At 76.6% G+C, this 16,678-nt stretch carries 15 protein-coding genes; 8 read left to right on the top strand and 7 right to left on the bottom strand.

What is annotated here, in order from left to right:
- Nucleotides 1-212: 212 nt before the first annotated feature.
- Complete coding sequence (locus Q7L73_RS27730) at nt 213-1,415, top strand: aromatic ring-hydroxylating dioxygenase subunit alpha (protein ID WP_304696332.1); 1,203 nt, start codon at nt 213-215, stop codon at nt 1,413-1,415.
- A gap of 13 nt (nt 1,416-1,428) precedes the next feature.
- Here the strand turns inward: Q7L73_RS27730 and Q7L73_RS27725 are convergent, their stop codons facing one another.
- Nucleotides 1,429-2,157 carry a FadR/GntR family transcriptional regulator gene (locus Q7L73_RS27725; RefSeq protein ID WP_304696330.1) on the bottom strand — a complete coding sequence of 243 codons (729 nt, stop codon included), beginning with the start codon at nt 2,155-2,157 and terminating at the stop codon, nt 1,429-1,431.
- An 18-nt stretch (nt 2,158-2,175) separates the two neighbouring features.
- Complete coding sequence (locus Q7L73_RS27720; protein ID WP_304715764.1) at nt 2,176-5,619, bottom strand: HtaA domain-containing protein; 3,444 nt, start codon at nt 5,617-5,619, stop codon at nt 2,176-2,178.
- Nucleotides 5,620-5,806: 187 nt separating this feature from the next.
- On the opposite strand from Q7L73_RS27720, the gene Q7L73_RS27715 reads away from it, so the two are divergent.
- The 3 genes from Q7L73_RS27715 to Q7L73_RS27705 all read left to right on the top strand — a co-directional run bounded on the left by Q7L73_RS27715 (nt 5,807) and on the right by Q7L73_RS27705 (nt 8,354).
- Nucleotides 5,807-6,670, top strand: coding sequence for a hypothetical protein (locus Q7L73_RS27715; RefSeq protein ID WP_304692915.1), 864 nt, complete (start codon nt 5,807-5,809; stop codon nt 6,668-6,670).
- A 44-nt stretch (nt 6,671-6,714) separates the two neighbouring features.
- Nucleotides 6,715-7,284, top strand: coding sequence for a hypothetical protein (locus Q7L73_RS27710; protein ID WP_304692913.1), 570 nt, complete (start codon nt 6,715-6,717; stop codon nt 7,282-7,284).
- Nucleotides 7,285-7,391: 107 nt separating this feature from the next.
- Nucleotides 7,392-8,354, top strand: coding sequence for a cation diffusion facilitator family transporter (locus tag Q7L73_RS27705; protein ID WP_304692911.1), 963 nt, complete (start codon nt 7,392-7,394; stop codon nt 8,352-8,354).
- Here Q7L73_RS27705 and Q7L73_RS27700 read toward each other — a convergent pair.
- From Q7L73_RS27700 to Q7L73_RS27685, 4 genes are read right to left on the bottom strand one after another with little or no spacing between them, the layout of a single operon-like run.
- The gene (locus Q7L73_RS27700) at nt 8,336-9,475 is read right to left on the bottom strand and encodes a hypothetical protein (protein WP_304692909.1); all 1,140 of its coding nucleotides are present in this window, start codon (nt 9,473-9,475) and stop codon (nt 8,336-8,338) included. The genes Q7L73_RS27705 and Q7L73_RS27700 overlap by 19 nt on opposite strands.
- Entirely contained in the window at nt 9,415-10,092 is a 678-nt protein-coding gene (locus tag Q7L73_RS27695) for a hypothetical protein (RefSeq protein ID WP_304692907.1), read from the bottom strand. The genes Q7L73_RS27700 and Q7L73_RS27695 overlap by 61 nt, the downstream gene beginning before the upstream one ends.
- Nucleotides 10,059-10,427 carry an Ig-like domain-containing protein gene (locus Q7L73_RS27690; RefSeq protein WP_304692905.1) on the bottom strand — a complete coding sequence of 123 codons (369 nt, stop codon included), beginning with the start codon at nt 10,425-10,427 and terminating at the stop codon, nt 10,059-10,061. Before Q7L73_RS27690 ends, Q7L73_RS27695 begins: the two co-directional genes overlap by 34 nt.
- A gap of 1 nt (nt 10,428) precedes the next feature.
- Nucleotides 10,429-11,511, bottom strand: a complete 1,083-nt coding sequence (locus tag Q7L73_RS27685) for a hypothetical protein (protein ID WP_304692903.1) — start codon at nt 11,509-11,511, stop codon at nt 10,429-10,431.
- A 111-nt stretch (nt 11,512-11,622) separates the two neighbouring features.
- On the opposite strand from Q7L73_RS27685, the gene Q7L73_RS27680 reads away from it, so the two are divergent.
- The 3 genes from Q7L73_RS27680 to Q7L73_RS27670 all read left to right on the top strand — a co-directional run bounded on the left by Q7L73_RS27680 (nt 11,623) and on the right by Q7L73_RS27670 (nt 14,302).
- Nucleotides 11,623-12,216, top strand: coding sequence for a histidine kinase (locus tag Q7L73_RS27680; protein WP_304692900.1), 594 nt, complete (start codon nt 11,623-11,625; stop codon nt 12,214-12,216).
- The gene (locus tag Q7L73_RS27675; RefSeq protein ID WP_304692898.1) at nt 12,213-12,896 is read left to right on the top strand and encodes a response regulator transcription factor; all 684 of its coding nucleotides are present in this window, start codon (nt 12,213-12,215) and stop codon (nt 12,894-12,896) included. Before Q7L73_RS27680 ends, Q7L73_RS27675 begins: the two co-directional genes overlap by 4 nt.
- Before the next feature lie 62 nt (nt 12,897-12,958).
- Nucleotides 12,959-14,302, top strand: coding sequence for a hypothetical protein (locus Q7L73_RS27670; RefSeq protein ID WP_304692896.1), 1,344 nt, complete (start codon nt 12,959-12,961; stop codon nt 14,300-14,302).
- Here the strand turns inward: Q7L73_RS27670 and Q7L73_RS27665 are convergent.
- Nucleotides 14,289-15,305: a sensor histidine kinase gene (locus Q7L73_RS27665; RefSeq protein WP_304692894.1), complete on the bottom strand. Its 1,017-nt coding sequence runs from the start codon at nt 15,303-15,305 to the stop codon at nt 14,289-14,291. The two genes, Q7L73_RS27670 and Q7L73_RS27665, sit on opposite strands and share 14 nt — an antisense overlap.
- 65 nt (nt 15,306-15,370) lie before the next feature.
- Here Q7L73_RS27665 and Q7L73_RS27660 point away from each other — a divergent pair.
- Nucleotides 15,371-16,678: AAA family ATPase (locus Q7L73_RS27660; RefSeq protein ID WP_304715763.1), on the top strand; the 1,308-nt coding region annotated here is incomplete at its 3' end.

Raw genomic sequence — 16,678 nt, 5'->3', positions numbered from 1 at the left:
GCGACGGCGCAGGCGCGGGCGACGGCGCGGGCGCGGCCGGCGCGAGCGGCGCCTCCGCCCCACGCGATCCGGCGCGGATCGTCGCCGCGACGCAGCGGTTCGCGCGCGGCGCGGCCGGGCTGCGCTGAGGCGCGCGGCCGCCGCAGGGCAATTCCGCATCCTCATTTCGAAGTTCGCTGGCGCGGGCGCGTCGGCGCTCCTACGCTCGGCCGATGAGCGAGAGCCCGATCCCCCTGTCAGCGCTGGAGCAGTCGGTCGCCGACCCGGCCGACCCGACCTTCTTCCCGCCCGCCGCGTACACCTCGCCGGCGTTCCACGAGTTCGAGCAGGAGGCGATCTGGCAGCGCGAGTGGATCCCCGTCGGCCGCGCCGAGGAGGTCGCCGAGCCCGGTGCCTGGTTCTCGATCGAGGTCGCCGGCGAGCCGCTGCTGATCGTGCGCGACGACGACGGCGCGATCAACGCGATCTCGGCCGTCTGCCGCCACCGCGGGATGCTCGTCGCCGAGGGCCGCGGCACCTGCGAGCGGGCGTTCATCTGCCCGTACCACTCGTGGGCGTACGGGCGCGACGGCCGGCTGATCGGCGCGCCGCAGGCGATCGAGCAGGTGCGCAGAGGGATCGCGCTGCCGAGGCTGCGGGTCGAGCTGTGGCACGGCTTCGTGTTCGTCAACTTCGACGCCGACGCGCCGCCGCTGGCGCCGCGGCTGGCGTCGCTGGAGCCGATCGTCTCGCCGCACCGGCTGGAGGAGCTGCGCGGCGAGTTCAGCGTCGACCCCGATTACAAGTTCGAGTTCGACTACGACTGGAACTGGAAGGTCTACGCGGAGGGGCAGAACGAGTGCTACCACTGCGACAAGCTCCACGGCGACACGCCGCTGATGCAGCAGACCGACTGCAGCTCGCTCCTGTTCGACGTGATGGAGCCGGACAACGGCGTCTTCCACTTCGTGCTCAGAAACCGCGACCTCGACGTGACGCTCAACCACGTCGGCAGAGCGCTCTTCGGCGCGATCCCGGGGCTGACCGAGGCGCAGCGCTGGATCACCCACACGATCGCGATCGCGCCCGGGATGCTGCTGGTGCTGATGCCCGACTCGGTGATCGCGCTCAGCTACCGCCCGACCGGCCCGACCTCGATGCGCGTCAAGCGCCACCGGCTGTACCCGCAGGAGGTGCTCGCGCGGCCCGACTTCGTCGAGCGCCACAGAGCGGAGACGGCGGCGGTGCGGACGTTCGTCGGCCAGGACGACTACGCCTTCGCGCTCGTGCAGCAGGGCCTGCGGTCGCGCTTCGCCCCGCGCGGCCCGATCGCGACCCGCGAGCGCGCGCTGGTCGGGATGAACGCGTGGCTGCTGGAGCGCTACCGCGCGGCGGAGGCGCGCGCCGGCGAGCGCGCGCCGGTCGCGGCGGCCTGACGCGCGGCGCGCCCTACGCCGGCCGGCTGAGGCGGCGCACGGCGGGCGCGACGGGCGCGGCCGGCTCGTCGTCGGCGAAGACCGGCGCGACCGCCTCCAGGTGGCGGCGCATCCGCAGCTGCGCGAGCGCGCCGTCGCCGGCCACCAGCGCCTCCGCGATGCCGTGGTGGGCGGCGCCGTAGACGGCTGCCCGCCGCGGCTCGACGAGCACGTCGTCGCGGTCGCTGGTGAGGTCGGCGAGCACGCGCGCGAACAGCCGCATCGCGGGGTTGCCGGTCAGCTCGGCGATCAGCACGTGCAGCGTGTGCGGGCGGGCGGAGGCGAGCGAGTCGCCGTAGCCGCGCCGCCGCTCGGCCGCGACGCACGCCCGCAGCCGCGCCGCCGCGACCTCGTCGATCCGCTCCGCCGCCTGCGCGACGGCGGCCAGCTCCAGCGTCACGCGCAGCGAGAACAGCTGCGACCGCCGCGCGCCCTCGTACTGCAGGAACAGCGAGATCGCGTCGGCGACGGCGTCGAGCTGCGGCGCGCTGACGACCAGCCCGCCGCCCGGCCCGCGCCGCATCCGCGCGATCCCGTGGTGCTCGACGATCCGCACCGCCTCGCGCAGCACGCCGCGGCTGACCCCCATCCGCTCGATCAGCTCCCGCTCGGAGCCGAGCACCGCCCCCACCGGCCATCCGGCGGCGACGATCTCGTCACCCAGCTGCCGCGCGACCGACGCCGCCAGCGATCCTCCGCTCATCCGCTGACTGTATACAGATCATCGCCTCACGGCGGGCGCGCGCAGCGTCACAGCGACGGTGCGCGCGATGCGGGTGCCGTCGCTGACCACCACGACGCGGAGGCGGACCTTGGCGGTGCGGCCGGCCAGGCGGGCGGCGGCCGGCTTGGTCAGGCGCAGGCGGACGGCCGCGGACTGGCCGCTCTTCAACCGCGCCGGGGCGAGCACGGCGGCGCGGTAGCGCGCGCCGGCGATCGTGACCGTCGTGCGCTTCGGGACGCTCACGCGGCAGGGCGAGCCGACGCGGCAGGCGACCGTCGCCAGGCGTGCGACGCGGCTCTTCGCGGCGACCGTCACGCGACCGCGCGCGGCGGCGACACGCGCCGGGGCGGGCGCGGCGGCTCTCGACGCGGGCGGCTTCACGCCCGCGGCCGGCGGCGCGGCCGGCGGCGCCGGCTGCCCGGCCGGCGGCTGCTCGCCCGGCGGCGCGACGACCGGCGGCTGCTCCTCCAGCGGCGTGCCGAACTGGGGCGCGATCGTCAGCGCGTCGAACGCCTCGCCCTCCGCGTAGCTGCCGAAGACCGGCGCGCCGGCGGCGGTCAGCGCGGTCTCGGCCGGCGCCCAGCTGACACCGCTCTCACCGACTCCCGGCCCGCCCGCGAGCGCGAACGAGACGAGCGCGACCTGCGTCCAGCTCTTCGGCAGCGGGTCGTCCATTGTCGCGCCCGAGGCGTCGGCGTAGAGCGTGCCGACGCCGTTCTCGACCACGATCTTCAGGTTCCCGATGCGCGTGTCGAGCAGCGGCGTGGTGTCGCCGGGCGTGTGGTAGTCGTGGCCCCAGAAGCGGACCGAGCCGCCGAGCGCCAGCTCCAGCCGGCCGCTCGCCGGGTCGTAGCTGCCGCTCGTCACCGGCCAGCGCAGCTGCTCCGAACCGGCGTTGCGGCCGTTGCAGAGGCCGCCGGTCGCAAGCGTGCCGGGGATCTTCTCGATCCCGCCGGAGACCTCGATCGCGCCGCGCGCGACAGTGCCGACGACGTAACAGCGCCAGCGCTCGGCGATGCCCCAGTCGACGTGGCCGCCGGCGAACGTCACCGGCTGCGTCAGCGTGCGCGTGACCGTCAGCGTCGCGACGGCGGTGTGGACCGTCCCGCGCGCGTTCGTCAGCCGCGCGCGGTAGCGCGTGCCCGACAGCGCGGTGTCGACCGCCGGCAGCGTCAGGAAGCCGGTCGTCGCTCCGGGCAGGTCGACCCAGGTCGCGCCGTCGAGCCGCTCCCACTGGATCTGCGGGTAGGGATGGCCGGTCGGCATCGTCTTCAGGACGGCGTCGGAGCCGGCCGCGACGGTCACGTCCTCGGGCTGCGCGAGCACGGCCGGCGGCGTCGTCACCGTCAGCGTGACCGGCTCGCTCGCGAGCCTGCCGGCGGCGTTGGTCAGCACGGCGCGGTAGCGGGCGCCGTCGTCGGCGACCGTCGCGGTCACGTCGAGCCTCGCGGAGGTCGCGCCGTCGAGCGTCGTCCAGCGGGTCGCGTCGGCCGCTCTGCGCTGCCACTGGATCGCCGCAGCGGGCGTGCCGGCGGCGACGACCGCGAAGCTCGCGCTGCCGCTCGCCTCGACGGCCGCCAGCGCGGCGGTCGCGTCGGCGGGAGCGCTCGTCAGCGACGGCGACGCCGCCCGCTCGAGCGTCTCGATCGTCGTGTTGGCGGAGCCGAACGAGTAGAGGTAGATGCGATCGCTCGTGGGCACCACGAACCACGGCGAGCGCGTGTTCTCGATCGTGACCGGCTCGCCGGCCGTGCGCGCGGCGTCGGCGGCTGGGCGGCCGTCGATCACGACGACTCTTCTGTCCGCGGTCGTCGCGTAGACGCGGCCGTCGGCCTGGTCGACCGCGAGGCCCTGCTGCGGCGCGACCGCGATCGGCTCGCCGAGCGTTCTGGCGCCGCCGCTCGCACGGCCGTCGAGCGCGACGACGACGGGCGCGCTCGCGCCGGTCGGCGTCAGCGCGAGGTAGATCACGCCGCTGACGCGGTCGATCGCCGCCGGCTGCCCGGAGGCGCTGTAGCTGCCGCCGAGCGCGAGCTGGCCGACGAGCGTCGGCTCGCCGCCCGCGCGCAGGTCGTAGGTGACGAGCGTCAGTCTGCTGCCGGCGCCGTTCCAGGCGTGCAGCAGCCCGGCCTGCTGGTCGACCAGCAGCCTGCGCGGCGAGGAGGAGCTGTCGGCCTCGCTCGTGCCGGGCAGCGCGGTCACGTTCGCGCGCAGGTGCCAGCCGAGCGCGTCGTGGTCGAAGGCGAACAGCGAGCCGCGGTCGGTCAGCGCGTAGGCCGTCTGCGTCTGGTCGTCGATCGCGACGTCGGACAGCAGCGCGAGCCGTCTGACGGTCGTGCCGCCCGCGTTCTGATAGCTGAGCTGCGGCAGCGCGAACGCGTCGGCGGTCGTCGGCTGCGGGTAGCGGCCGTCGCTGCCGCGGGCGAGGATCAGCACGCCCGTGCGGCTGGCGGCGGGGCTGCCGTCGGAGATCCGCGAGGCGGTCGCGACGAGCGTGCCGCTCTGCGGGCCGACGGCGAGCTGGCCGGGGGCGACGTCGTAGCTCCAGCCGGATGACGGGAAGCCGAGCGGCATCCGCAGCCGCTGCGCGACCGCGCCGCCCTCGATCACGTCGAGCCAGGAGCGGCCCTCGGTGCCGTCGGGGGTCGAGACGTTCTGCGCGCGCGGCACGACCGCCTGGCCGCCGGCGCCGGCGAACAGCGACTGCGTCGTCTCCGTGCCGGTGCCGGTCGCGAGCGGGATCGTCGTGCTGCCGAGCGTCGCGGCCGGCGAGCCGGGCGCGGTCCAGCGCTCGACCTCCTCGGCGTGCTTGCCGCCGGGGCCGGCGTAGTCGATCGCAAGCGGGTCGAGCACCGCGCCGGCCGCGTAGAAGCCGGCGAACGCGGGGACGGCGGCCGCCGTCAGCGTCGCCGGCAGCGCGCGCCAGCTGGTCGCGCCGTCCTCGTAGCTGACGGTCGCGGCCGGCTCGTCGAGCGTCGCCAGCGCAAGGTCGTCGTACCGCTTCAGCTCCGCGGTCCCGCCCAGCTCGCGGCTGACGACGTCGGCCCGCAGCGTCGCGCCGTCGGCGGTCGTGACGACGCGCAGTCTCGCGATCGTCAGGTCGAGCAGGCCGCCGTGCGACCAGAATCTGACGCTGCCGCCGAAGCGCACGTCGGTGTCTCTGCTGTCGGCGTCGTAGCTGCCGCCGGTCAGCGGGAAGCGGAAGCCGCCGTCGGCGGCGCGGGTCGCGCCGTCGGCGACGGTGATGCCGGCGTCGCCGACGTAGCTGCGGAAGCTGGCGCGCACGCCCCAGTCGAGCGAGCCGCTCGTGATCTCGGTGGGCGCGGCGGACGCCGGCGGCGCCCCCGCCAGGGCCGTCGCGGCGAGCGCGACGGCGACGAGCGCGACGGCGACGAGCAGCCGCCGCGTCCGCGCGACCGCGGACCGGTTCGGTACGACCATGTACTGCCTCCTGCGACAGGCGAGAGATGCGGGGTATTAGGGCGCCCTAAAGCAGGCGCGGCGCCGCACGATAGCAAGCCTTCTCGCAACGGTAAGGCCTCCTTCACAGGTGCGCTGACACCGCCGCGCGGCAGCCACGCTGACGCGCCGTTGAGGAGTCACGCGGCGGCGGCCGAATACAGAGACGATGACTCCCAGATCCCATCTCGGCCGCGCGCGACGGATCGCGCTCGGCACGTTCGCCGGCCTCGCCGGCGCCGCCGCGCTCCTGCCCGCCGCCGCGACCGCGGCTCCCGCCGGCGGCGAGCTGTTCACGCTCACCAGCGGCGGCGGCAGCGTGACCAGACGCGGCGGCAGCTACGAGCTGCGGCTCGACGCGCCGTCCGCCCGCGTCACCGGCTTCAGCGACCGGCCGCAGCGGGTCGCCACGAGCGAGACGCTGAGACGGTTCGTCGCCGGCTGGAAGGCGCGCGGCTTCGCCGCCGACCCGCCGAACGCGGCGCTCGTGCTCGACCGCGCCCCGCGCAGCCGCGACACCTTCGTCTTCGAGCTGTCGCGGCCGCGCCTCGGCCGCGGCGGCGCGCTGAGCTTCCGCGCCAGACGGCTCGCCAGCAGACCGGCGGGCGGCCTGCGTCAGCTCGCCAAGGGCGCCGACCGGGCCGCTCCGCCGCGCACGTTCAGCGGCGCGAGCCTGTTCGTCGACGCCGGCGACGTGCCGTCCTACGTCCTCAACCTGTCGGTCTCGCTGCCGGCCAGCTCGGTCGCGGTGATGGAGTTCGGCGACGAGTACGAGCTGCAGCCGTACCCGAGCGACGCGGTGCCGACCTTCAAGGCGAGCACCGGCGCGGAGCTGATCCTGCCCGAGAACGCGATCGTCGTCGGCGGCGCCGCGAGCCCGCTGAGCGCCTCGCTGCAGATCGCGGTCGCCGGCGGCTACGGCCCGATCAGCGGGACGATGAGCTTCTCGGCCGGCGGCAGCGCGACCGTCGCGCTCGGCAACGGCACGCCCGTGAACCTGCCGAGCGGCCCGTTCAGCATCCCGATCGGCTGAGCCGTCGCAGGCGGGGGCGCTACGCTGGTCGACCTTTCAGCGCCATGTTCCGCCGCCTGCCGACACCGACCCTCCCCCGCCGCCCGCGCCTCGCTCCGTCGATGGCGCTGGCGGCGGTGCTGCTGCACGAGCTGCGCCACCTGATCGCCTACGACGGCGACGGCACGCGCATGCTCGCGCACGACGGCCACCCCTGGCTGGCGGTCGTCTCGCCGCTGATCGCGCTGCTGCTGGTCGCGCTGCTGACGCGCTCGCTGGGGCGCGCCGGCTCGCCCTCGTGGCTGCCGATCGCGGGCGCGCTGTTCGGCGTCTACGCTGCGCAGTCGGTCGTCGAGGGGCTGGTCGCGCCGAGTCAGCTGACCGGGCTCGGCGGCGTGCTCGGCCACGGCGGCTGGATGGCCGTGCCGGCGGTCGTCGCGGTCGGCTGGCTGCTGGCCCGCACCGCGCGGCTGCTGCACGACCGGCTCGTCCGCTTCGGCCCGAAGGCGCTGCGGCCGGCGCTGCTCCACGCGCCCGCGCTGCTCGCGCAGCCCGGTCGCGCCGTCGTCGCGGCGCCCAGCGCCGCGCTGGCGCGCAACCTCGCCGGTCGCGCTCCGCCCTTCGCGCTCGTCTAGCACCGCCGCAGCCCGCGCCCGCCGGCGCTCGCTGCCCGCCGCCGGAGCCGCCCGCGCTCCGCGCCCTGACGAGTCCCGACGATCCCCGCGCCGAGGAGCGCCGACCGATGACCCTCGATTCCCACGCCGCGCGCCGCGCGCGGCTGACACGGCTGATCGCCCTCTCGATCGCCGCCGCGATCCTGACGATCGGCCTGAAGACGACCGCCTGGCTGCTGACCGGCTCCGTCGGCCTGCTGTCCGACGCCGCCGAGTCGGTCGTCAACCTCGTCGCCGCGCTCGTCGCCTTCGTCGTCGTGCGCTACTCGACCCGCCCGCCCGACGAGGAGCACGCCTACGGCCACGAGAAGGCCGACTACCTGTCGGCCGGGATCGAGGGCGCGCTGATCCTGCTCGCCGCCGTCACGATCGGCTGGACCGCGATCGACCGGCTGCTCAACCCGGAGCCGATCGAGAGCGTCGGGATCGGCGTCGCGGTCTCGGTCGGCGCCTCGCTGATCAACCTCTCCGTCGGCCTGATCCTGATCAACGCCGGCAGGGAGCTGAAGTCGATCGTGCTGGAGGCCGACGGCCGCCACCTGATGACCGACGTGTGGACCTCCGCGGGCGTGCTGATCGCGGTCGTCGCGGTCGCGCTGACCGGCTGGGAGACGCTCGACCCGCTGATCGCGATCGCCGTCGCCGCCAACATCGTCTTCATGGGCGTCAAGCTGATGTGCAGATCGACCGACGGCCTGCTCGACCGCGCCCTCCCCGACGACGAGCTGGAGGCGGTCACCGGCGTGCTGGCGCGGTTCACCGGCGACGACGTCCAGTTCCACGCCCTCCGCACCCGCCGCGCCGGCAGCCGCGCCTTCGTCTCCACCCATCTGCTCGTCCCCGGCGACTGGAGCGTCCAGCGCGGCCACGACCTCGCCGAGCAGGTCGAGCACGCCCTCCGCGAGGCGCTCGGCAACGCGACCGTCTTCACCCACCTCGAGCCGCTCGAGGACCCCGCCGCCTACGCCGACACCGGCCTCGACCGCGACGAGGCCGCGGCGGCCGCCGCCGCTCAGCCGCCGAGCGGGTAGCGCAGCAGCGCCGCGACCGGGCCGCCGCCGGGGACCTCCTCGGCGCGGACCGCGAGCACGCGGCCGCCGTCGCGCAGGACGCGGCGGGCGATCTCGTCGACGACGCCGTAGCTGCGGGCGTCGTCGGCCGGGTCGGGCGTGACGACGCCGCTGCTCGCGTCGACCGTGCCGGGGACCTTCGCGTCGACGTCGACCACGGCGGTCGCGACGGCGCCGACGGTGGCGGCGCGGGCGACCTCCGCGAGGTCGGCGGTGGCGCGCTCGCGCGAGGCGTCGAGCGCGAAGGTGGCGCGCAGCGCGTCGAGCTGGGCGGCGTAGAGCTCGTCCAGCACCGTGCGCGCGGCGGCGGCGAGCTGCTCGTCGCTCTGCTCCTGCGGGTTGCCGGGCAGCGTCTGCTCGACCAGGTGCGGATAGGTGCAGAGCGAGCGGTAGATCGCCGCGATCGGCTCGGTCGCGGCGAGGATCAGCGGCAGCTCGAGGCCGGTCAGCACGTGGCGCAGCGCCTGGTCGACCTTGTGCGCGTACTGCCGCAGGCGCACCTTCTGCCCCTCGGAGCCCTGCATCCGCCCGATCTGCGAGCGGTCGCCGATCGACGCCTTGCCGGCGGCGCTGGCCGCGTCGCTGGGCATGTCCGGCACCGGAACCGTGAAGGCGGGGCCGTCGTTGGTCACCTCGACCAGCCGCGCGCCGCCGGCCGCGAGCGCGAGCACGAACGCCGTCTGCGGGAAGGTCAGCGTGCGCAGCAGCGGCTTGACGTAGAAGCGGTCGCCGACCTCGACCGCGTCGGTCAGGCGGTTCGGCAGCCGGAAGGTGCGCAGCCGGCCGGGGGCGGCGAAGACCGCGAGGCTGCGCGCCTGCTCGGCCCAGAAGCCGTCGTCGTCGTGCAGCTCCTCCAGCGTCTCGCGCAGCTCGCTCACGATCCGGTGGTTGGCGCCGGCCGCCTCGACCTGGCCGACCGCGTCGGCGGCGAGGTTCTTGAACTCGATCCGGCTCGCCTCCGCCTCCTGCGTGACCGGCGAGGTCGCGACGTAGATCGAGACGCACGCGTCGTCGGCATCTCTCACGTCCAGCAGCCGCTCGACCTCGGCGCGGCTCGGGATGTCGGTGTGCAACGTCGCCATCTGCGGCCTCCCTGCGATTGTCGGATCTCCTGCGCCTCGCCCGACCCTACGCCGCGCGCTGCCCCGGAGGCAAGTGCGCTGCCCGTCGAGCCGCTCAGTGCGTGAGCCGCACCGGGCGCGCGATCCGGCGGATGCGGCCGTCGCTGCCGCGCACGCTCGCGCACAGCGTCAGCGCGGCGGGCGGCTGCGCGTCGAGTTGGCGGCGGGTGCTCGGCGGCAGACGCACGAGCAGCAGGTTGAGCGTGCCCGTTCCGGCCGGCCGCGTCGCCGACGCGAGCGGGCGGCGGCCGGCGGTCAGCGTCGCCCGCGCCCGGCAGCTCGCGCGCGGCGCGCGGGCCGCAGCGGAAGCCGAGCGCGACCGCGCCGTCGGCGCCGAGCGCGCAGCCGTCGAAGCAGACGAGCGCGAGCCCGCGCGGCGCCGGGTAGGGCTCGACGCGAACGGCGAGCTCGACGGTCGCGACCGAGCCGTCGTCGTCGGTCGCCGCGACCCGCAGCCGCCCCTCGCCGGCCATCGTCGCCAGCACGCTCACGCGGTCGCCGTCGAGCGCGGCACGCGCGAAGCCGACGCCGCGCGTGACCGCGGTCAGCCGCACCGGCCGCCGTCGGGGTCGCTGCACGCGATCGTCGCCTTGCCCCGGCGCAGCGGGCGCAGCACGAGCGGCGCAGGTGCGGCGCAGACCGGCGCCGGATCGTCGACTGCGATCCGCGTCGAGATCAGCGCACTGCCGCCGCGGCCGTCGCGCGCAAGCACGAGCACGCCGTCCTCTCCGCGGTAGTCGCGCCGGGCGGTGTAGACGAAGGTCGCCGGCCCGGTCTGCTCGACGCTGCCGTTCCCGGCCTTCGAGGCGAGCTGGTACGCGAGCGGATCGCCGTCGGGGTCGCTGCAGCCGACGGTGACCGTCAGCGGCTGGCCCGGGCGCGCCCAGGCGATCCGACGCGCGCGAATCGCCACCTCAGCGACCCCCGCCGAGCGGGTAGTCGTGCTCGACGCGCCGGCCGCCGACCCGCACGGTCACGCGCGCGACGCCGCTGCCCGCCGCGACCGCCACGCGGGCGGCCGCCGGGACCGGCGCACGCAGCGCGCGGACGCCGCCGGCCGGGATCGTGACCGCGCTGCGCGAGGCGGTGTAGCGGCGCACGTACGGCTTGCCGCGGCGTCTGCCGAAGACGCCGATCTCGATCTGCGCGCTGCACCGCCGCGGGCAGCCGACGCGCGCGCCGACGGAGCGCTTGGAGCGGTCGAGTCTGGGCGGCTGCCGCGTCTGCGCCGGGTCGAGGAAGTCCTCTTCGGACGTCGCGTCTCTGATCGTGCGCTGCTGGACGACCGCCGTGACGGTGCCTCTGATCTCCAGCCCGCACGAGATCGTCGCGGGATCCCAGCCGGGGCAGCTTCTGAACGGCAGCAGGACGTACACCCTGCGCGTCCAGCGCTCGGCGCTGGTCAGCTCCGCGATCGTCGGCGTGACGTCGGTCCCCTCCAGCGGCAGGCCGTCTCCCGACGGCCCGGGCGGGATCATCGTCGGCAGCGGCCAGTCGATCGTCCCCGGCGCGCCGGTGCCGTCGACGCAGGCGCCGGCGACGGAGCCGCTCGTGTAGGGCGCGAAGTGGGCGCGGAAGCCGCCCCCGCCGCCGAGCGCGACGGTCGCGGCGCCGCCCGCGATCAGCGGCCCGCCTCTGCACATGTTCAGCGTGCCGTCGGAGACCGTCGTGCGGTGGCTGAAGGTCGCCTGGACGGCGGCGTTGATCGGGGCAGTCATCGTGTCGTGCAGGATCACGCTGTTCTCGCCCGAGAAGGTGACCGCGGGGAGGGCGCCGTCGAGGTGGTATCTGAGGTCTACCGCCTCGTTCGCCTGGCCGCCGAAGCTGCGCTCCGACGTGTGGTGGAAGTCGAGGCTGTAGTCGAACGCGACGCGCGCCGTCACGTCCTTGCCGGCGGCGGTCGCTGCCGCGGGCGTGACGGCCGCCGCCGCCGCGGCGACGGCGGCGAGCGGCATGGCGAGGAGGGCGACGCGGCGCGTCGGGCGGGACTCGGTCATGGCAGCGATCGTCGCGCAGCGGCGGCGCGCCGTCCTGCGCAGAAGGCAGCCGGCTGGAAGACCTTCGATTGACGACGCCGACCTGCGCGCTGCCTACGCTGTCGCCAGCGGATGAGCGATCTGCCCCTCCCCACCAGCGACGCCCGCGACCGCGCCCAGGCCGTCCGCGACCTGCACGACATCGTCGTGCACCGCGTCAGCGAGGTGCGGATGCACGCGGCGGCGCTGCGCACGCACGTCGGCGACGGCAGCGGCGGCGGCACGTCGCTTGACGCGATCCTGCTCGCCTCCGGCCAGGCGCTGCAGGAGCTGCGGCGGATGCACGCGCTGATCGCGCCCGAGCAGCCGGTCAGCTACGCGCCGCAGCCCGACCTCGACGCGCTGCAGGAGCTGCTCGACGCCGAGCGCCCGTGCCGGCTCGCCGCCGTCCGCCTGCCGGCCGCGCTCGTGCCCGACGGGGTCGCGGCGAGCTGCTACCGCGTCGCGCAGGAGCTGCTGCGGGCGCTGCACGGGACGGCCGGCGTCGTGCTCGACGCGGCGACGCTGCACGCGGCCGAGCAGCTGGAGCTGCGGCTGACGCTGAGCGGGGCGGCCGAGACGGTCGACCTCGGCCGCGCGCGGCTGCGCGCGGCGCTGGCCGGCGGCTGCGTCGAGCGCGCCGGCGCCGTCGTCGCCGTCTTCCTGCCGCTCGGGGGCGCGCCGTGATCAGGATCGCGCTGATCGACGACCACGAGCTGCTGCGGACCGGGATCCGCGCGATCCTGGAGGCGCAGCCCGACATCGAGGTCGTCGGCGAGGCGAGCGACGGCGCGGCCGGCGTCGAGCTGGTCCTGCGCACCCACCCCGACGTCGTGCTGATGGACATCCGCATGCCGAAGCTCGACGGGATCGAGGCGACGCGGCGGCTGGTCGCGGCCGGCTCGCGCGCGCGGCTGATCGTCGTCACGACCTTCGACCACGACGAGTACGTCGTCGAGGCGCTGCGCGCCGGCGCCGCCGCCTTCCTGCTGAAGGACGCGCCGCCGGAGCGGCTCGCCGCCGCGGTCCGCACCGTCGCCGCCGGCGACCGCCTGCTGGCGCCCGCGATCACCGAGCGGCTGGTCGCCCGCCACCTCGCCGTCAGCGACCACGAGCACGAGCTGCGGGCGCGCTTCGACGAGCTGACCGCGCGCGAGCTGGAGCTGGTGCGGCTGCTCGCGCGCGGCCTCTCCAACCGCGACATCGCCGGCGAGCTGCACCTCAGCGAGGCGACCGTCAAGACGCACGTGACGCGGATCCTGCGCAAGCTCGAGCTCGTCTCGCGCGTGCAGGCGGTCGTGCTCGCGTACGAGTGCGGGCTGGTGCGGCCGCGTGGCGGCGGCGGCGGCGAGGTCGATACCTCCTAAGTCGTACGCGCGCGCGACCGGCGGAGGTCGCCGCGACGCGCGCCGGGCGCGAGCGTGTGCTCATGCGCATCCGCACCACGCTCCCCCTGCTGCTGGCGGCCGCCCTCGCGGTCCCGGCGACCGCCGCCGCCGACTCGATCGTCTACATCGACGGCGGCGACGTCTGGTCGGCGCGGCCCGACGGCTCCGGCAAGGTCCGCCTGACCGACGGCGCCCGCTGGCACTCGGTCACGCAGGCCGACGACGGCACGATCGCGGCGGTCGACGGCCTCGCTTCCGCGATGACCGTGATGAGCCGCGACGGCCGCCCGCTGCGGACGATCGACACGACCCAGATGGACACGCCCAGCAGCGTCGTCTTCGACACCAAGCCGACCGACCTCGCCTTCTTGCCGGACGGCCGCCAGCTCTCCTACATGCTGTCGACCGCGGAGTGCGGCAGCGGCGGCGACCAGTGCGGCGCGAAGGCCGTCTTCACGACCGCCGCCGACGTCGCCGTCGCGACCCCGCTGGCGACCGGCGGCGACTACCGCTCCGGCGCCAGCACGCCCGCCTGGGTCACCAACGAGCGGCTGCTGACCTCCGGCGGCTACGGCCGCGAGCTGGAGCTGGGCGGGCCGCGCGAGGGTCCGCTCGCGCCGGTCTGGTCCTCCCCCGGCGACTACCTCTCCGACGCCGAGATCAGCCGTGACGGACGCCGCCTCGCGGCAGTCTCGCGCGCCGGCAGCCAGCCGGTGCTCGCCTTCTACGCGACCAGCGCCGCCGTCCTCAGCGACCCGGCGCCGCCCGCGCCGACGCCCTCCTGCCGCACGACGAGCGGGGACGCGGAGCTCGCCTCGCCGTCGTGGTCGCCCGACGGCAGCCGCCTCGCCGCGCAGTCCTCGGACGGGATCGAGGTCGTCGCGCTGACGGTGCTCGAATCCGGTCACTGCGAGACGGCCGGCGGCTCGGTCCTGACGCCGACCGGCTCGCACCCCGACTGGGGCCCGGCCGACCCGCCGGCGGCGCGCTGGATCCCCACGCAGCCGAGAGGGCCCGACACGCCGCCGACCAGACCGCAGGACAGAAGAGCGCCCGGCGGCGGCGTCGTCAGAGACGGGCCGGTCGGCAGAGCGGTGCAGGTGCGGCTGCCGTCGAGCGCGCTGCGGCGCAGCGACCTCGCCCGCGGCCGCGCCCGCCTGAAGCTGACGGTGACGGCGCCCGGCACCGTGCGGGTCACGCTGCTGGCCGGCCGCAGAAAGGTCGCGGTCGCGAAGCCCCGCCGCGTCGCCGCAGCCGGCAAGCTGACGGTCGCGCTGCCGCGCGTGAAGACCTCGCTGCGCGGCCGCCGGACGCTGACGGTCGTCGCCGAGCTGAAGACGAAGGTCCGCACCGTCCAGACCCGCGCGACGCTCAAGCTGCGCTGAGCGGCAGCCAGGCGCGGACGCTCCAGCCGCCGTCGTCGCCGGGGCCGGCGTCGAGCGTGCCGCCGAGGGCGGCGGCGCGCTCGCGCATGCCGCGCAGGCCGAGGCCGGCGCCGCGCGGCGCCTGCGCGAGGCGGGCGCCGGCGGGGTTGGCGATCGTCAGCTCGACGCCGCCGCAAGCGCGCGCGGCCGCCGCCGCTTCACCCGCGGCACGTGCGACGACGCGGACCTGGACCCGCACCGGCGCGCCGGCCGCGTGCTTGCGCGCGTTCGTGAGCGCCTCGCGCACGATCCGCGCCGCCACCGCGCGGCTCGCCGCCGGCAGCAGCTCGGCGCCGTCGATGCGCACCCGCTGGCCGGCGGCGCGCGCGGCGGCGACGACCTGCTCCAGACAGGGATCGGCGAGCGCGCGCGTGAGGCCGTCCAGCTCGGCGGCGACGGCGCCGGTCGCTTGCTCGATCGCGTCGAGCGCATGCGCCGCGCGCACCGCGTCGTGCCCGGCGAGCACGCTGACGACGCCCGACTGGACCGCGATCAGCGTCAGCGCATGCCCGACGACGTCGTGCAGCTCGCGCGCGATCGCCCGCCGCTCCCCCGCGAGCGCTGCTCGCACGCGTGCGCCGCGGCAGGCATCGCCCGCCGCCCGCTCCGCCGACAGCGCGTCCGGCACGCGCCCGGCGGCCGGCTTCGGCGGATGCGGCGGATGCGGCGGATGCGGCGGATGCGGCGGATGCGGCGCGTGGAGCGTGTGCAGGAGGCCGCGCAGCTCGTCGCCGGCCGCGCCGACGACCTCGACCATGCGGCGGCCGACCGGCGCGGCCTCACCCGCGGGCAGCGCCGCGCGCGCCGCGGCGGTCAGCTGCGTCAGGTCGGCGACGAGCCTGCCGACCACCGCGGTCGCGCGGCGGCTGACGGCGCGGCGCTCGGCGGCGACGGCGCGGTCGAGCGCCAGCGGCACCCGGCGCGACGGCGCGGCGCCGTCCCTCATGCCGCGGCGGCGAGGCATCGGGAGCCGCGACCGTCACGCGCCTCGGCCCTGCGGCCCGGCATCGCGACGCTAGATTTCCCCGCGTGAGCGAGCCCCGCGACCAGCAGCAGCCGCGCCAGGCGGACCGCGGCGCCGGGCCGACGGCGGCGCGCGGCCTCGTCGGACGCGACGGCGAGCTGGCGGCGGCGCGGGAGCTGATCGGCGGCGTGCGCCGCGGGCGCGCGGCGGTGCTGGAGCTGACGGGGCCGGTCGGGATCGGCAAGACGGCGCTGCTCGACGCGGTCGCCGAGGAGGCGGCCGCGGCCGGCGCGCAGGTGCTGCACGCGCGCGCTGCCGCGTTCGAGCAGGACGTGCCGTACGCGCTCTGGGTGCAGCTGCTCGACGACGCCGCCGAGCGGCTCACCCCGGCCGCCCGCGACGCGCTCGGCGCCGAGCGCCACGCCGAGCTGGCCCGCATCCTGCCGGCCTTCGCCGCCGCGCGGCCAAGCGGCGACGCGGCGGCCCCCGCGAGCGAGCCCGCCGGCGCCGGCGCCGCGACCGACCACGCCTCCAGCGCCGCCCGCTTCCGGCTCCACCGCGCCGTCGCGGCGCTGGTCGCGAGCCTTGCGTCGCGCAGGGCGCTCGTGCTCGTGCTCGACGACCTCCACTGGGCCGATCCGGCGGGGCTGGAGCTGCTCCTGCACCTGCTGCGCAATCCGCCGCGGGCGCCGGTCCTGCTGCTGCTCGCGAGCCGTCCCGGGCCCGCCGCCGACCTGCTCGCCGAGGCCGGGCGCGACGTGCCCCGCCGGGTCGCCGTCGACCTCGGCCCACTGACCGACGGCGACGCCGCCGCGCTCGTCCCCGGCGCTGAGGAGCAGCGCGACCTGCTCGCGCGCGCGGCCGGCAATCCGCTCTTCCTGCTGGAGCTGGCGCAGGCGCGCCGCCGCGGCGAGACGCTGCCGCGGACGGTCAGAGCCGCCGTCGAGAGCACGCTGCGGGAGCTGAGCCCGGCGGCCCGCGCGCTGCTCGACGGCGCCGCGCTCGTCGGCGACCCGTTCGACGTGCGGCTCGCCGCGCAGGCCGGCGGGATCGACGCGGCCGACGCCGACGCCGCGGTCGACGAGCTGCTGCGCAGCGGCGTCGTCGCGCTCGGCGACGACCTCCGCTGCCGCTTCCGCCACCCGCTCGTGCGCGACACGACGCACGCCGCGATCGGGCTGGAGCGGCGCCGCGCCGGCCATGCCGCGATCGCCGCCGCGCTCGGCGCGCGCGAGGACGAGCCGGCGGTGCTGGCGCCGCACGTCGCCGCCTCCGCCGCGCCCGGCGACGAGCGCGCGGTCGCGCTGCTGACCGCCGCCGCGCGCGACGTGCAGGCGGTCGCGCCCGACGCCGCCGCCGGCTGGCTCGACGCC

This window comes from Conexibacter sp. CPCC 205762 (genome assembly GCF_030646155.1).
Taxonomy (GTDB): domain Bacteria; phylum Actinomycetota; class Thermoleophilia; order Solirubrobacterales; family Solirubrobacteraceae; genus Conexibacter.
This window is presented reverse-complemented; position numbering and strand designations above follow the sequence as displayed.

Coding starts and splice junctions, on each gene's coding strand:
- Q7L73_RS27720 (WP_304715764.1), bottom strand. CDS start 5,619: ATGGTCGTACCGAACCGGTCCGCGGTCGCGCGGACGCGGCGGCTGCTC.
- Q7L73_RS27685 (WP_304692903.1), bottom strand. CDS start 11,511: ATGACCGAGTCCCGCCCGACGCGCCGCGTCGCCCTCCTCGCCATGCCG.
- Q7L73_RS27710 (WP_304692913.1), top strand. CDS start 6,715: ATGTTCCGCCGCCTGCCGACACCGACCCTCCCCCGCCGCCCGCGCCTC.
- Q7L73_RS27670 (WP_304692896.1), top strand. CDS start 12,959: ATGCGCATCCGCACCACGCTCCCCCTGCTGCTGGCGGCCGCCCTCGCG.
- Q7L73_RS27730 (WP_304696332.1), top strand. CDS start 213: ATGAGCGAGAGCCCGATCCCCCTGTCAGCGCTGGAGCAGTCGGTCGCC.
- Q7L73_RS27700 (WP_304692909.1), bottom strand. CDS start 9,475: ATGGCGACGTTGCACACCGACATCCCGAGCCGCGCCGAGGTCGAGCGG.
- Q7L73_RS27680 (WP_304692900.1), top strand. CDS start 11,623: ATGAGCGATCTGCCCCTCCCCACCAGCGACGCCCGCGACCGCGCCCAG.
- Q7L73_RS27665 (WP_304692894.1), bottom strand. CDS start 15,305: ATGCCTCGCCGCCGCGGCATGAGGGACGGCGCCGCGCCGTCGCGCCGG.
- Q7L73_RS27725 (WP_304696330.1), bottom strand. CDS start 2,157: ATGAGCGGAGGATCGCTGGCGGCGTCGGTCGCGCGGCAGCTGGGTGAC.
- Q7L73_RS27715 (WP_304692915.1), top strand. CDS start 5,807: ATGACTCCCAGATCCCATCTCGGCCGCGCGCGACGGATCGCGCTCGGC.
- Q7L73_RS27705 (WP_304692911.1), top strand. CDS start 7,392: ATGACCCTCGATTCCCACGCCGCGCGCCGCGCGCGGCTGACACGGCTG.